General features: G+C 69.3%; 14 protein-coding genes. 8 read left to right on the plus strand and 6 right to left on the minus strand.

Features of this window, described 5'->3' with window-relative positions:
* Window position 1 precedes the first annotated feature (1 nt).
* From rnpA to ACZ7D7_RS20835, 8 genes are all read left to right on the plus strand, one after another.
* Complete coding sequence (rnpA, locus tag ACZ7D7_RS20800) at window positions 2-373, plus strand: ribonuclease P protein component (protein ID WP_470826024.1); 372 nt, start codon at window positions 2-4, stop codon at window positions 371-373.
* Window positions 370-723 (plus strand): membrane protein insertion efficiency factor YidD, encoded by a 354-nt coding sequence (gene yidD, locus ACZ7D7_RS20805; RefSeq protein WP_470826026.1) that lies wholly within the window; start codon window positions 370-372, stop codon window positions 721-723. Before rnpA ends, yidD begins: the two co-directional genes overlap by 4 nt.
* Window positions 724-726: 3 nt before the next feature.
* Window positions 727-2,001, plus strand: a complete 1,275-nt coding sequence (gene yidC, locus ACZ7D7_RS20810; RefSeq protein WP_470826027.1) for a membrane protein insertase YidC — start codon at window positions 727-729, stop codon at window positions 1,999-2,001.
* A 15-nt stretch (window positions 2,002-2,016) separates the two neighbouring features.
* Complete coding sequence (locus tag ACZ7D7_RS20815; RefSeq protein WP_470826029.1) at window positions 2,017-2,529, plus strand: Jag family protein; 513 nt, start codon at window positions 2,017-2,019, stop codon at window positions 2,527-2,529.
* 122 nt (window positions 2,530-2,651) lie between these two features.
* Window positions 2,652-3,371: a 16S rRNA (guanine(527)-N(7))-methyltransferase RsmG gene (gene rsmG, locus ACZ7D7_RS20820; RefSeq protein WP_470826031.1), complete on the plus strand. Its 720-nt coding sequence runs from the start codon at window positions 2,652-2,654 to the stop codon at window positions 3,369-3,371.
* A 295-nt stretch (window positions 3,372-3,666) separates the two neighbouring features.
* Entirely contained in the window at window positions 3,667-4,740 is a 1,074-nt protein-coding gene (locus ACZ7D7_RS20825; protein ID WP_470826223.1) for a ParA family protein, read from the plus strand.
* Complete coding sequence (locus ACZ7D7_RS20830) at window positions 4,737-5,837, plus strand: ParB/RepB/Spo0J family partition protein (protein ID WP_470826033.1); 1,101 nt, start codon at window positions 4,737-4,739, stop codon at window positions 5,835-5,837. The genes ACZ7D7_RS20825 and ACZ7D7_RS20830 overlap by 4 nt, the downstream gene beginning before the upstream one ends.
* 324 nt (window positions 5,838-6,161) lie before the next feature.
* Window positions 6,162-6,779: a GNAT family N-acetyltransferase gene (locus ACZ7D7_RS20835; protein WP_470826035.1), complete on the plus strand. Its 618-nt coding sequence runs from the start codon at window positions 6,162-6,164 to the stop codon at window positions 6,777-6,779.
* Between the two features lie 131 nt (window positions 6,780-6,910).
* Here the strand turns inward: ACZ7D7_RS20835 and trxA are convergent, their stop codons facing one another.
* The 6 genes from trxA to murJ form a co-directional block, all read right to left on the minus strand.
* A complete protein-coding gene (trxA, locus tag ACZ7D7_RS20840; RefSeq protein WP_470826037.1) occupies window positions 6,911-7,243 on the minus strand; it encodes a thioredoxin in 333 nt (110 codons plus the stop codon).
* Window positions 7,244-7,294: 51 nt separating this feature from the next.
* Window positions 7,295-8,263 carry a thioredoxin-disulfide reductase gene (gene trxB, locus ACZ7D7_RS20845; RefSeq protein WP_470826038.1) on the minus strand — a complete coding sequence of 323 codons (969 nt, stop codon included), beginning with the start codon at window positions 8,261-8,263 and terminating at the stop codon, window positions 7,295-7,297.
* A 134-nt stretch (window positions 8,264-8,397) separates the two neighbouring features.
* Complete coding sequence (locus tag ACZ7D7_RS20850) at window positions 8,398-9,339, minus strand: anti-sigma factor (RefSeq protein ID WP_470826039.1); 942 nt, start codon at window positions 9,337-9,339, stop codon at window positions 8,398-8,400.
* A complete protein-coding gene (gene sigM, locus ACZ7D7_RS20855; RefSeq protein ID WP_470826040.1) occupies window positions 9,336-10,064 on the minus strand; it encodes an RNA polymerase sigma factor SigM in 729 nt (242 codons plus the stop codon). The genes ACZ7D7_RS20850 and sigM overlap by 4 nt, the downstream gene beginning before the upstream one ends.
* A gap of 32 nt (window positions 10,065-10,096) precedes the next feature.
* Window positions 10,097-11,812 carry a protein kinase family protein gene (locus tag ACZ7D7_RS20860; RefSeq protein WP_470826042.1) on the minus strand — a complete coding sequence of 572 codons (1,716 nt, stop codon included), beginning with the start codon at window positions 11,810-11,812 and terminating at the stop codon, window positions 10,097-10,099.
* Between the two features lie 143 nt (window positions 11,813-11,955).
* Window positions 11,956-14,277 (minus strand): murein biosynthesis integral membrane protein MurJ, encoded by a 2,322-nt coding sequence (murJ, locus tag ACZ7D7_RS20865; RefSeq protein WP_470826043.1) that lies wholly within the window; start codon window positions 14,275-14,277, stop codon window positions 11,956-11,958.
* Between the last annotated feature and the right edge of the window lie 38 nt (window positions 14,278-14,315).

Below are 14,315 nucleotides of genomic sequence, written 5' to 3' on the forward strand. Positions count from 1 at the left end.
CGTGCTGCCCACCGAGAACCGGCTGAGGCGGCGCGAGGACTTCGCGACCGCGGTACGACGAGGTCGCAGGGCCGGTCGCCCAAGCCTCGTCGTCCACTTTCGTAGCGGTGCCACGGACCCGCACGCGCCTGGGGAGAGCGCTCCCCCGACGCGTGCGGGTTTCGTCGTGAGCAAAGCCGTGGGCGGCGCGGTGGTGCGCAACAAGGTGAAGCGCAGACTTCGTCATCTGATGCGCGACCGAGTCGACCTGTTTCCCCCCGGTAGCCTGGTAGTCGTACGAGCGCTGCCCGGTGCGGGTGACGCTGACCATGCACAGCTGGCCCGAGACCTGGACGCCGCCATGCAGCGGCTGCTGGGAGGGGGCGCGCGATGAAGTACCCGCTGCTAGCTCTGATCAAGCTGTACCAGTGGACGATCAGTCCGCTGCTGGGGCCGGTCTGCAAGTACTACCCGTCGTGTTCCCACTACGGCTACACGGCCATCGACCGGCACGGTGCGATCAAGGGAACGGCCCTCACCGCCTGGCGCATCCTGCGGTGCAATCCGTGGTCGCTCGGCGGGGTGGACCACGTTCCGCCGCGCAAGCGTCCTCGATGGCACGAGATGCTGCGGGACGCCTGGCGGGCACGCAAGGGCGGGCACTCCGCCGCCGAACCGGCCACCGAGGGGCAGGCTCCCTCGAGCCCGGCCGCAGAGACCTCGTCCCATGCGCAAGGAGCATGATTAGTGGACACGATTGCCAGCCTCTTCAGCTTCATCACGACACCGGTCTCCTGGGTCATCGTCCAGTTCCACAAGGTGTACGGCGCCCTCTTCGGCGCTGACACCGGGTGGGCCTGGGGCCTGTCGATCGTGTCCCTGGTGATCCTGATCCGCATCTGCCTGATCCCGCTCTTCGTGAAGCAGATCAAGGCGACGCGCGCCATGCAGACGCTCCAGCCGGAGATGAAGAAGATCCAGGAGCGCTACAAGAACGACAAGCAGCGCCAGTCCGAAGAGATGATGAAGCTGTACAAGGAGACGGGCACCAACCCGCTCTCCTCGTGCCTTCCCATCCTGGCGCAGTCGCCGTTCTTCTTCGCCCTGTACCACGTGCTGAACAGCATCGCGTCGAACGACACCGTCGGCGTGATCAACGAGCGTCTTCTCGCGAGCGCGCAGAAGGCCCACATCGTCGGGGCCCCGCTCGCGGTGAAGTTCACGGACAGCTCGTCGAAGGTCGAGGCGCTCGGCTCCTCGCTCACGGACGTCCGGATCGTCACCGCGGTCATGATCATTCTGATGTCGCTGTCGCAGTTCTACACGCAGCGCCAGCTGATGACGAAGAACGTCGACACCACGGTGAAGACGCCGTTCATGCAGCAGCAGAAGATGCTGATGTACATCTTCCCGATCATGTTCGCCGTCTTCGGCATCAACTTCCCGGTCGGTGTCCTCGTCTACTGGCTGACCACGAACCTGTGGACCATGGGCCAGCAGATGTACGTCATCCACAACAACCCGACCCCGGGTTCCAAGGCCCAGGCCGCCTACCTGGACCGCCTCTACAAGCACGTCACGCACCACGGCAAGGTCCGTCGCCGCAGCGAGCGCGTCATCGTCAAGGCCATCGTCGCCAAGGGCCGCGACCGCAACGAGTACGAGCGGAAGTTCATCAACGGCCTGACCAAGGCCGGCCTGGCCGCCCAGGCCGACGGCAACGTCGTGAAGAGCGAGGCCACGGCCGCCGCCGAGACCGAGGACGGCACGGCCACCGGCGCGACGCCCAAGCGCCAGCAGCCCAAGCGGCAGACCAAGGCCCAGCGCCAGGCCGCCAAGGCCGCGGCCGAAGCCGAGTCCAAGACGTCGCTGACCAAGTCCGAGACCCCCGAGGACGCCAAGCCCGCGGCCGGTGCCAAGCCCGCCGGCGGCGCGAAGAAGGCCGGATCCGGCGGCCGCAGCAAGGCCCAGTCCGGTCAGCGCAAGGGTCCGCAGCGGCCCAAGTCCCCGTCCAAGAAGTAAGAAGGAGTCCATCCCGTGACGGAAGGCACCACCTCCGCCGCTGCCGAGGGTGCAGACACCCTGTCCCGCCTGGAGCAAGAGGGCGAGATCGCGGCGGACTACCTGGAGGGTCTGCTCGACATCGCCGACCTCGACGGCGACATCGACATGGACGTCGAGGCCGACCGTGCCTCCGTCTCGATCATCAGCGACACGGGCAGCCGTGACCTGCAGAAGCTGGTCGGCCGGGACGGCGAGGTCCTGGAGGCGCTCCAGGAGCTCACGCGTCTGGCCGTGCACCGGGAGACCGGTGACCGCAGCCGTCTGATGCTGGACATCGCCGGATACCGCGCCCGTAAGCGCGCCGAGCTCTCCGAGCTGGGCGCCAAGGCCGCCGCCGACGTCAAGAACAGCGGCGAGCCCGTGAAGCTGGACCCGATGACGCCGTTCGAGCGCAAGGTCGTGCACGACGCGGTCAAGGCCGCCGGGCTGCGCAGCGAGTCCGAGGGCGAGGAGCCGCAGCGCTTCGTCGTCGTACTTCCCGCCTGAACGGTCCCCCGTTCCTCCGGCCCCGTCTGTTGCGCAGGCGGGGCCGAACTTTGTCAGCCTGATAGTTCTGGTGGTTCTGGTGTCGGCGTCCTTGCCGACACCGTACGGAAGGACGGTCCCCCGTGACGGAGGCAGCGGAGCTTCCCCCTGTTCCCGAGCAGGCGCGTGAGGTGTTCGGCGATCGGTACGCCGACGCGGTCCGCTACGCGGAGCTGCTCGCCGAGGCAGGTGTGCAGCGAGGGCTCATCGGCCCGCGCGAAGTGCCCCGCCTGTGGGAGCGGCACCTGCTGAACTGTGCGGTGCTCTCGGAAGTCGTGCCCGAAGGAGTGACGGTGTGCGACGTCGGCTCCGGTGCCGGCCTGCCCGGGATCCCCCTCGCGCTGGTCCGGGACGATCTGAAGATCACGCTCCTGGAGCCGCTGCTGCGGCGCACGAACTTCCTCACCGAGGTCGTCGAACTGCTCGGCCTGGACCACGTGACCGTCGTACGAGGGCGCGCCGAGGAGGTCATGGGCAAGCTTCAGCCGGTCCACGTGGTCACGGCCCGTGCTGTGGCACCTCTGGACCGCCTGGCCACATGGGGCATCCCGCTGCTGCGTCCGTACGGGGAGATGCTCGCGCTCAAGGGCGACACCGCCGAGGAGGAGCTCAAGAGCGCGGCCACCGCTCTGAGCAAGCTCGGCGCCGTGGAGACGTCGATCCTTCACGTCGGTGAGGGCGTGGTCGACCCGATGTCGACCGTGGTGCGGGTAGAGGTGGGCGAGAGCCCGGGCGGCGTGCGCTTCGCCGCCAAGCGGGCCAAGGCGGCCCGGACGGGGCGCGCGCGTCGCCGTCGCGCCTGACTCCCTACTCCACACAAGCTGCCAAACCCATGTAACCCGGAGTGTCGCGGCAATCCGGTCTCGGCTGCGCTGCATCGTGTTTCACGTGAAACGTCGCTCACTGTTGCACGGCATCATCAGTCGAGGCCGCGCTGCGGCCGAACCCCGAGATCGGAAGCCTCTGGGATCCCTCGGATCTCGTGAGGAAAACTCCGCTTCCCGCGGCACTCCGTCCCCCGTAGAGGTCACGGAGTTGTCCACAGAGGTGGATTTCTCCACAGAACGCCAGGCCTCACTGGTTCGCGACCCCGAAGGCATGGGAGGCTCTGTTCATCGCGAGCCTGAAGTCGAGGAGAGTGAATCCTTGCGGTCCGACGCCAACATCGCGGGACCGATGACCGATCCGGTCCCCGGTCCCCGTACCGAGTCGATGGGGGCGGATGTTTCACGTGAAACACCGCCTCCAATGGACGACACTCCCATCGGTCGTGCTGCCCAACTGGCGGTGGAGGCTCTAGGCCGCGCCGGCGAGGGCCTGCCACGGCCCGAGCAGACCCGGGTCATCGTGGTCGCCAACCAGAAGGGTGGTGTGGGCAAGACGACGACGACCGTCAACCTTGCCGCATCGCTGGCTCTGCACGGCGGCCGTGTCCTGGTGATCGACCTCGACCCTCAGGGCAACGCGTCCACTGCCCTGGGGATCGACCACCATGCCGAGGTCCCCTCCATCTATGACGTGTTGGTCGAGAGCAAGCCGCTCTCGGAAGTCGTCCAGCCCGTCCCTGATGTCGAGGGACTCTTCTGCGCCCCCGCCACGATCGATCTCGCCGGTGCGGAGATCGAGCTGGTGTCCCTGGTGGCGCGGGAGAGCCGACTGGAGCGGGCGATTCAGGCGTACGAGCAGCCGCTGGACTACGTCCTCATCGACTGCCCGCCCTCGCTCGGCCTGCTCACGGTCAATGCGTTGGTCGCGGGCCAGGAGGTACTCATCCCCATCCAGTGCGAGTACTACGCGCTGGAGGGCCTGGGGCAGCTGCTGCGCAACGTCGACCTGGTGCGGGGCCACCTCAACCCCACACTGCACGTGTCGACGATTCTGCTCACCATGTACGACGGCCGGACGCGACTCGCGTCACAGGTCGCGGATGAGGTGCGCAACCACTTCGGTGACGAGGTACTGAGGACGAGTATCCCGCGCTCGGTCCGTATCTCGGAGGCGCCGAGCTACGGGCAGACGGTGCTGACTTACGATCCTGGATCGAGCGGTGCCCTCTCCTATCTTGAGGCGGCACGGGAAATCGCGCTGCGGGGCGTCGGCGTCAGCTATGACGCGTCGAACGCTCACGCCGGCGCACAGAATGATCCGAACATGGTGGAGGGGATTCAGTGAGCGAGCGACGGAGGGGGTTGGGCCGTGGTCTTGGCGCGCTGATCCCTGCTGCCCCGACAGAGAAGACGGTGGCCCCGGCCGCGGCGGGGGGCGCCGCTCCCTCGTCGCCCACCGGCGTACCGGTTCTCACGACCGAGCGTGGCGTGGCCGCGGCCAAGGTGGCGACGCTGCCGCAGCCGCCTGTTTCACGTGAAACGGAGGAGCCGCCGGCGAGCCTGGATACGCCGGCTGCCCCCATGGGGGCGCACTTCGCCGAGGTGCCGCTCGACGCCATCACGCCGAACCCGCGCCAGCCGCGTGAGGTCTTCGACGAGGACGCGCTGCAGGAGCTCGTCACCTCCATCAAGGAGGTCGGTCTCCTCCAGCCTGTCGTCGTACGGCAGATGGGTCCCGGTCGCTACGAGCTCATCATGGGTGAGCGTCGCTGGCGGGCCTGCCGTGAGGCCGGTCTGGAGGCGATCCCGGCGATCGTGCGGGCTACGGACGACGAGAAGCTCCTCCTGGACGCGCTGCTGGAGAACCTCCACAGGGCTCAGCTGAACCCGCTGGAAGAGGCAGCCGCCTACGACCAGTTGCTGAAGGACTTCAACTGCACGCACGACCAGCTGGCGGACCGCATCGGCCGGTCCCGCCCGCAGGTGTCCAACACCCTTCGTCTGCTGAAGCTGTCTCCGGCGGTCCAGCGTCGGGTGGCAGCCGGTGTGCTCTCCGCCGGACATGCGCGTGCGCTGCTCTCCGTGGAGGACTCGGAGGAGCAGGACCGCCTTGCCCACCGGATCGTCGCCGAAGGGCTGTCGGTGCGGGCCGTCGAGGAGATCGTGACCCTGATGGGGTCCCGGCCGCAGAAGCCGCAGCGGGCCAAGGGACCGCGGGCCGGCGCCCGGGTCTCCCCGGCGCTGAGCGACCTCGCCACGCGTCTCTCGGACCGCTTCGAGACGCGAGTGAAGGTCGACCTCGGGCAGAAGAAGGGCAAGATCACCGTCGAGTTCGCCTCGATGGAGGACCTGGAGCGGATCCTCAGCTCGCTCGCTCCCGGCGAGGGGCCGGTCCTGCAGAAGGGACTGGCGGAGGACGACTCCGAGGAGACGGAGTCCTGAGTCACTGGTCGGCGGAGCGAACGAGCGCTCCGCCGACCGACAGGGCGGGCCGCGTCCGGTGTGTACCGGAAAGCGGCCCGTCTTTTGCTTTCTGTCGGTATCGACGTAATCGCATCGTGGATACGATGCGATCGGGTATGGCGCATCCACCTGGCACGTCTAGAGGGAGGCAGGGGCCATGCGAACAGTGAGCCGTACCGGACTGGTGGGCGCGGGCCTGGGGCTCGGCATGGTCGGCGGATTCCTTGGCGGTCTGCTCAAGGAACGGAGTGCTCTGACAGCCGCCCGTGTGGCCGCGGGCGAAGGAAGCGAGGATCAGCCTTCATGGGGCGTCGGCTCGTACCGCTCACGCTGGACAACCTTCAGGACCTTCCCAAGCGCTGTCGCACGTGCGTCTTCTGGGAGCTGGATCCCGTCAGCGGTGAGGCAGCGGTAAAGGCGGGCACACCAGCGCTGGAGAAAGAGGCCTGGATCTCCGCCGTCCTGCTCGACTGGGGATCCTGCGGCCGGGTCGTCTACGTCGACGACGTGCCCGTGGGCTTCGTCCTCTACGCTCCGCCCGCCTACGTCCCGCGCTCGACGGCGTTCCCCACAAGCCCCGTCTCGCCGGACGCGGTGCAGCTGATGACCGCGTTCATCATGCCGGGCTACCAGGGGCAGGGCCTCGGCCGCGTCATGGTCCAGACGGTCGCCAAGGATCTTCTGCGGCGGGGCTTCAAGGCGATCGAGGCGTTCGGGGACGCCCGCTGGAAGGAACCAGCTTGTGTGCTGCCCGCCGATCATCTGCTGGCGGTGGGCTTCAAGACCGTCCGACCGCACCCGACGTACCCCCGGCTGAGGCTGGAACTGCGGTCGACGCTGTCCTGGAAGGAAGACGTGGAGCTGGCGATCGACCGGCTTCTCGGCGCTGTGCAGAAGGAGCCGGCGCTCAGGCCACTGTGAGGGCTCGGGCCGCCCGCTGATCGCTCGCCCTGGTCGGCGCTCATGAGAATGGGGCCGCCCTCGCGGGGCGGCCCCATTCATGTTTCACGTGAAACATGGTCTCCGAAAGCGCCTCGGGCGCCTCGGTGACGTCACTCGGCGATGAAGTCCGCCAAGTCGCGCACGATGGCGGCCTTCGGCTTCGCACCGACGATGGTCTTGGCGACCTCGCCACCCTGGTAGACGTTCAGCGTCGGGATGGACATGACGCCGTACTTGGCGGCCGTAGAGGGGTTCTGGTCGATGTTCAGCTTGACGATCTCGATCTTGTCGCCGTACTCGGCGGCGATGGCCTCGAGGGACGGAGCGATCTGGCGGCACGGGCCGCACCACTCGGCCCAGAAGTCCACCAGGACGGGCTTGTCGCTCTTGAGGACGTCCTGCTCGAAGGAATCGTCAGTCACATTCTTCAGGGTGCCGGCCACGGCTGGGCTCCTTAACTGGTTGTGCGCGGGGTGGGGTGGGCGGGGCGAGGATCAGACAGCGGTCTTCTCGGGCTCGGCCGGCTCCTCGTCCGCGAGGGCGGCGAGGAAGCGCTCGGCGTCGAGGGCGGCGGCGCAGCCGGTACCGGCCGCGGTGATCGCCTGACGGTAGGTGTGGTCGACCACGTCACCGGCGGCGAAGACACCCATCACATTCGTACGGGTCGAGGGGGCGTCGACCTTCAGGTAGCCCTCCTCGTCCAGCTCCAGCTGGCCCTTGAAGAGCTCCGTACGCGGGTCGTGGCCGATCGCGATGAACAGGCCCGTGACCGCGAGGTCGGACAGCTCACCGGTCTTGAGGTTGCGCAGCTTCAGACCCGAGAGCTTGGGGTCGCCCTGGATCTCGGCGACCTCGCTGTCCCAGATGAACGTGATCTTCGGGTCGGCGAAGGCGCGCTCCTGCATCGCCTTGGAGGCGCGCAGGGTGTCACGGCGGTGGACGACGGTCACGGACTTGGCGAAGCGGGAGAGGAACGTGGCCTCTTCCATCGCGGTGTCACCGCCGCCGATCACGGCGATGTCCTGGTCCTTGAAGAAGAAGCCGTCACATGTGGCGCACCAGGAGACGCCGCGGCCCGAGAGGGCGTCCTCGTTCGGCAGCGCGAGCTTGCGGTGCTGGGAGCCGGTGGCGACGATGACGGCCTTCGCCTTGTGGACGGTTCCGGCGGTGTCCGTGACGGTCTTGATCTCACCGGACAGGTCGACGGAGACGATGTCGTCCGGGATGAGCTCGGCCCCGAAGCGCTCGGCCTGGGCCCGCATGTTGTCCATGAGCTCGGGGCCCATGATGCCTTCCTGGAAACCAGGGAAGTTCTCGACCTCGGTGGTGTTCATCAGGGCGCCACCTGCGGTGACGGCACCCTCGAACACCAAGGGCTTCAGCGACGCGCGCGCGGTGTAGAGCGCCGCCGTGTAGCCGGCGGGCCCGGAGCCGATGATGATCACGTTTCGGACGTCGCTCACGGCTTATTCCTCGTCTCTGGACAGCGTCGTTAGGTCCGGTGGGAGCCTTCCTCGGAGCTCTCACCCCACCCAACGGATCCTAAGGGGCGTGCATTCCCGCTGTGGCCGGGTACACCCGAGACAAGTCCGAGGGCTCAGGACCGCGGATACGTCTCCTTGAGGAGGACCTTCGCCGTGGCGGACGCCGACGGCTGGTCCACGCACGTGGCCTCGACGATGTAGGCGGTGACGCGCGTGGCGTCCGACGGGTCGGGCAGAACCACGAGCATCGCCTCGGTGCCCTGGAAGGTGCCCTCTTCTGCGGCCAGTGCGGTGTCATTGCGTCCGATGCCCTCGCGGACGCAGCTCGGCACCGCGGGTTCCTTCAGGATCTTCGGTTCGGTGCCTTCAGGGGCGGATTCCACGCCGAAGCTGTCTCGGGGGCGAGGGCCGCCGCCCTCGCGGTCGTTCTCGGCGAGGAGCGATGCGACCCGGCCCTTCAGCTTGCCCTGGGAGAACGTGTCAGCAGGGGCGGACTGCCGTCCTTGTGCCGTGTCGTCGGACTGCTTGCCGTCGTCCAGTGTCGACAGCAGCACCGAGCCGAGTCCGAGGGCGGCAGCGGTGAACACAGCGCCCAGGACGGCGATCCTGCGACGACCCGTCCGCTTGCGGTTCTTGCGACCGGGGCCGGTGGTGGCGCTGCGGGCATGTCCCGCGGGGCGGTCCGCCGGTGCTGCTGTTTCACGTGAAACATGCGCGGGCTCGGAGGGAGACTCCGCGGATTCCGAAGTGGTGGCACCCGGAGCCGTGGCGCTGCTTGCTGCGGAGGCACCTTCCGGAGCCGTGGCGTTGAGGAGGGCTTCCGCGGCGAGGGCGGCGTCGATGCGGCCCGCGACATCGGCAGGCATGTGGGTGGGGCCCGGCAGGGTTCCGAGGAGTCCCCGGATCTCCTCCAGCGAGGCGTGGACGTCCGCGCAGAGTTCGCACACGTCCAGGTGCTGTCGTATGTCCGCTGTCCGTGCGGGCGGGAGCAGGCCCTCGGTGAGGTCGGAGAGCTCCGCGACGTCCGGGTGCCCGGCCGTGTCCGTCGATGTCACGCTCGCCCACCTCCGCCCTTCACTGCAGCTGAGTCGCTCGGTCCTGTACCCGTCGGCGGGCCCGATCCATGCGACCCCGCTGCGGGTGGGACGGATGTTCCCCGGGTCCGGTTCCGTTCCCCGCCGGGGTTCTTCTCGTCGTCGCCGGCTCCCGGGCGGAGATGCGTGAGCAGCGGCAGGAGTCTCGCTCTGCCGCGCGCGCACCGGCTCTTCACTGTGCCGGTCGGCACATCGAGCACCCGGGCCGCCTCGGCCACCGGGTAGCCCTGCATGTCGACGAGGACGAGCGCGGCCCGCTGGTCGGGAGGCAGCGTGCCCATGGCTTCGATGAGCTGGCGGTGCAGGTCGTTGCGCTCGGCGGGCGCCGAGGCCGACTCGTGCGGCTCCAGCAGGGTCTCCAGGCGCTCGGTGTCGTCCACCGGGGCGGTCTTGCGTGAGGCCGCCTTGCGGGCGCGGTCGAGACAGGCGTTCACCGTGATGCGGTGCAGCCACGTCGTGACGGCCGCCTGTCCCCGGAAGGTGTGGGCGGCACGATAGGCGGAGACCAAGGCGTCCTGGACGGCGTCAGCGGCCTCCTCGCGGTCTCCCAGCGTCCGCAGAGCCACCGCCCACAGCCGGTCCCGGTGACGCCGCACGAGCTCGCCGAAGGCGTCGGTGTCACCGTCCACATGGCGTGCCAGGAGGTCCTGGTCGCTGACCCCGCCGTACGCGGTGTCGTCTGCCATCGGACCCCCTCCCCTGTGCGGTGCCGAAACCGTCAGCCCTTGAACTTCACGTCGGTGATGGCCTGCTTGTAGCCGGCGCTGCTGTAGCCGTCGGCGGGTGCGTTGGGCACCGCCGTGATCCACAGCAGCACGTACTGCGTCTTCACGGACTTCGACGCCTTCACGGTGAGAGACGTACCGCTGGTCGTCGCGGTGCCGATCTTCTTCATCCCGTCGATGCCCGTGGAGGGCGACAGCGAATCCGTCGCGTACAGGTGCACCGTCGTGTTGTCGCCGGCGTACCGCAACCCCATCGACGCGGCCGAGACGTCCTTCGCCGAACCGAGGTCGTAGACGATGCCCACGCCCGGCTTGTAGGGCGCGAGCGTCGGCCCCTCGTTGTACCGCTTGGTGCGCCAGTACGTCGAGTTGTCGCCGTCGTACGTCTTGGCGACGTCGGCGGGAGCCTGGGCGCTGCCCTGGACGACGTACTCCTGCGCGCCCTGGACCGCGAGCGGCTTGGCCGGCCTGTTGTTCTTGCCGCCCTTGTCGTCCTCGTCCGTGGTCTGCGTCCGGTTCGTGTCGTCGGAGGTGCCCCGGTCCATGAGTGCGTCGGCGAGCTGCCAGCTGCCGAGGCCCAGCGCCGCGATGAGAAGCGCGGACACGGCCCACTTCAGGGCCTTGCCGGTGCGACTCTGCAGCGGGGGCGGCGGCGTCGCGACGGCCTGCGTGGCGCCCGGACGCGGCGCCTGACGGCCGTACGTGCCCTGCTGGTACGTCGTGCGCTGGTAGTCCGGCGGGGCGGTGAACGCCGGCTCCGGCGGGCGGATGCGGGGCATCTCGCTGATCGCCTTCACCAGTTCCTCGGGCGTGGTGCACGGGGACTCGTGACGGGACGCGGTGGCACCGTCGTTGGCGAGTGCCCGCATCGCCAGCTCGGACAGCCCGCGGTGGACGCCCGCGCGCACCTGGTCCGGAGCGATGAGACCGATGTCCTTGGGCAGGCCGGACAGACCGTAGGCATCGCTCTCGTACGGCCAGCGCTGGGTGAGCGCCGCGTACAGCAGGGCGCCGATCGACTCGGTGTCGGTGCGCTGCGGGGTGTCGGAGCTGATGCCGCGCAGGGCGGCGTTCACGGCGAGACCGCGGATGCGCCACTGCCCGGACGACGTCCGCAGCACGGCGTTGGGGTTGAGACGCAGATGGGCCAGACCCTCGCGGTGGGCGGCGGCCATGGCGGCCGACACCTGACTGACCATCTGGTAGGTCTCGTAGACCTCCAGCGGACCGGAGGCGAGGAGCGTCGTGAGTTCGGTGGCGTCGGGGAGCCACTCGTGAACGACGTAGACGAGGTCGTTCTCCTCGACCGCGTCCAGCACCTGGACGAAGCGGGGATCGCCGAGCAGCGCGGAGGAACGGGCCGCGGCCAGGACCGAGCGGGCCCGGGAATGGTCCGCCGGCAGGATGTGCACGCCGACGGCACGCCGCAGCTTCTCGTCCACGGCACGCCAGCTGCTGAACCCGTCCAGACGGGTGACGCACTCCTCGAGGCGGTAACGTCTGGCGAGTTTGTGGCCGCTGTGCAGTTCGGGCGGCGAGGCCTTACCGGAAGCCGCGGCCCCGGTGCCCCCCTGTGCCTCGTCGCTGTCCGTGTCCCGCTCCCGGTTCTTGGCCACCCCGTCGGCCGTGGACTGGTCCGCCTCCGCGGTCAGCGACTGCTCGCCGCTGTTGTCTGCCACGTCGACGGCAGCTGTGCTCCGATCCGCCACCGTCGTTCCTGCCTCCCCATCCCATGCGCGCCGGTCGACATCCGTTGCGCGCCGTCCGACGCCGAAACCAATTGTGCCCACAGTCCGCCGCTATGCACGACACACGGTGGCGGACGATGGTTGTGCGCCTACCCCGTACCGCCTCATCGACCCAGGCGCCCGCGAACCATGCCGACCAGCGAGTTGACCTCCTCGATGCGCATGCGGCGGGCGGCGACGAAGAACACGCCCAGCAGGACGGCCCCGCCGGCCACCAGCGCGGCGAACGAGCCCAGCACGCCCTGGCCGAGCGAGAGGCCGATGCCGTAGCAGGCGGCGCCGCTGAGCAGCGCGGCAGGGACGGAGGCGATGCACAGCCGGGCGTACGTCCGCATGACGCGGGCGCCGTCCAGGTCGCCGCCGAGCCGCTTGCGCAGTCGGCTCCAGGCGACGCCCACACCGATCGCGTAGGCCAGGCCGTACGTGGCGGCCATACCCACCACGGCCCAGCGGTCCGGGAGCACGAGGTAACACAGCGCGGCCGCCCCGGCGTTGACTGCCGCCACGATCACCGTGTTGTAGAAGGGCGTCCGGGTGTCCTCGTAGGCGTAGAAGGCGCGCAGCACGACGTACTGCACCGAGTAGGGGATCAGGCCGAGGCCGAAGGCCATCAGCATGAAGCCCATGTTGGTGGCGGCGCCGGTGCCCGAGGAGCCGAAGATCAGCGTGCACATCGGAATGCCGAGCGAGAGGAATCCGAAGGCGATCGGCACGATGGCGACGGCCGTGGTGCGCAGGCCCTGGGAGATGTCGTCGCGGACGGCGCCGGCGTCGTCCTCGGCGGCCGAGCGGGAGATGCGCGGCAGCAGCGCCGCCATGAGGGACACCGTGATGATGGCCTGCGGCAGACCCCAGATCAGCTGGGCGTTGGCGTAGGCGCTGAAACCCGTGCCGGAGATGCCGGGGACGGCTGACGCCGTGGCCAGCTGCGTGACGACCAGCGCACCCGCCTGGTTGGCGAGGACGAAGAGGATGGTCCACTTGGCGAGCATCGCGGCCTTGCCGAGGCCGTGGCCCTTCCAGTCGAAGCGCAGCCGCAGCCGGAACCCGGTCTCGCGCAGGTACGGGATCATCGCCAGGGCCTGGACGACGAGGCCGAGCAGGATGCCGATGCCGAGGAGCCGCTGGCCCTCGTCGGGGATGTTCGTGACCCTCATCCCCGAGTCGCCGGCGGTGCCGTAGACCCAGATGAACATGCCCAGCGTCACGATGATGACGATGTTGTTGAGGACCGGGGTCCACATCATCGCGCCGAACCTGCCGCGCGCGTTGAGGATCTGCCCCATCACCACGTGCAGGCCCATGAAGAAGATCGAGGGCAGGAAGTAGCGGGTGAACGTGACGGCGACGTCGTTGGCGGCCGGGTCACTGGCGATCGGGTTCGAGAGCATCCGGACCAGGAGCGGTGCCGCGAACATCGCGACCGCCGTGAGCGCCGCGAGCGCGACCATGACCAGGGTCAGCAGACGGTTCGCGTAGGCCTCGCCGCCGTCGTCGTCCTCCTTCATCGCGCGCACGAGCTGCGGCACGAAGACGGAGTTGAGGCCGCCGCCGACGGTCAGGATGTAGATCATCGTCGGCAGCTGGTAGGCGATCTGGAAGGTGTCGCCGAGCATCGCGAGGCCCAGCGCCGAGACGATCATCGCGGAGCGGATGAAGCCCGTGAGGCGGGACACCATCGTGCCCGCCGCCATCACGGCGCTCGACTTCAGCAGGCCGGAGGCGCGTCCGCCCTTCTTGGGCGCGGCGGCGGGGGCGGGTGCGGGGACCTCCGACGCGGGCGGCGGCACGAGCGGGGGCGCGCCCGGTGCCGGGGCGGGGCCGGGCACCGAGGGCTGGGCCTGGTACGCCGGCTGCTGCTGGTACGGCTGCTGTGCGGGGCCCTGCTGCGGCTCCTGACGGCCGCCGTCCTGGTGCGCGTCCTGGTAGCCGCCGGGCTGAGACGGGCCCGGGTGGGCGCCGCCCTGCTGCTGGTCCCGGAACAGGTGCGCGAAGGCGTCCGGCTCGTGGCGCTCCTCGGCGGCCTCGGTGACCAGGTCGTCCACGCCCACGTAGCGCGTGGTGCGCGGGTCGTCGCCGTACGGCAGGTACTGGGTCGGGCCGTCCGGCTCCGGCGGCGGGGTCTGGGCCCACACACGCGGGTCGGGGGCGTACGGCGACTGCTGCGGCTGGGCGTACAGAGGCTGCTGCGGCTCGTACGTGCCGGGGGGCGGCGGCGGGTGTGCGGCACGGTCGTAGAGGGCCTCGGCGACCGGGTCCTGGGCGGCGAGGTCCTGCGCCCGGTAGGGGTCCTGGTCGTAGGCGTCCTGGAGGTACATGTCCGCGGGCGGCTGCGTCGGTGCCTGGCCCTGCTCCGGGGGCGGTCCCTCGGAGTGGCCCGCGCTGTCCCCGGGCCGGCCGTGGTCACCGTCGTACGGCGCGTTCATGGTTACCCCACCTCATCGTCCCGGGCCCACCGGCCACG

The sequence above is a fragment of the Streptomyces sp. NPDC037054 genome (genome assembly GCF_055606745.1).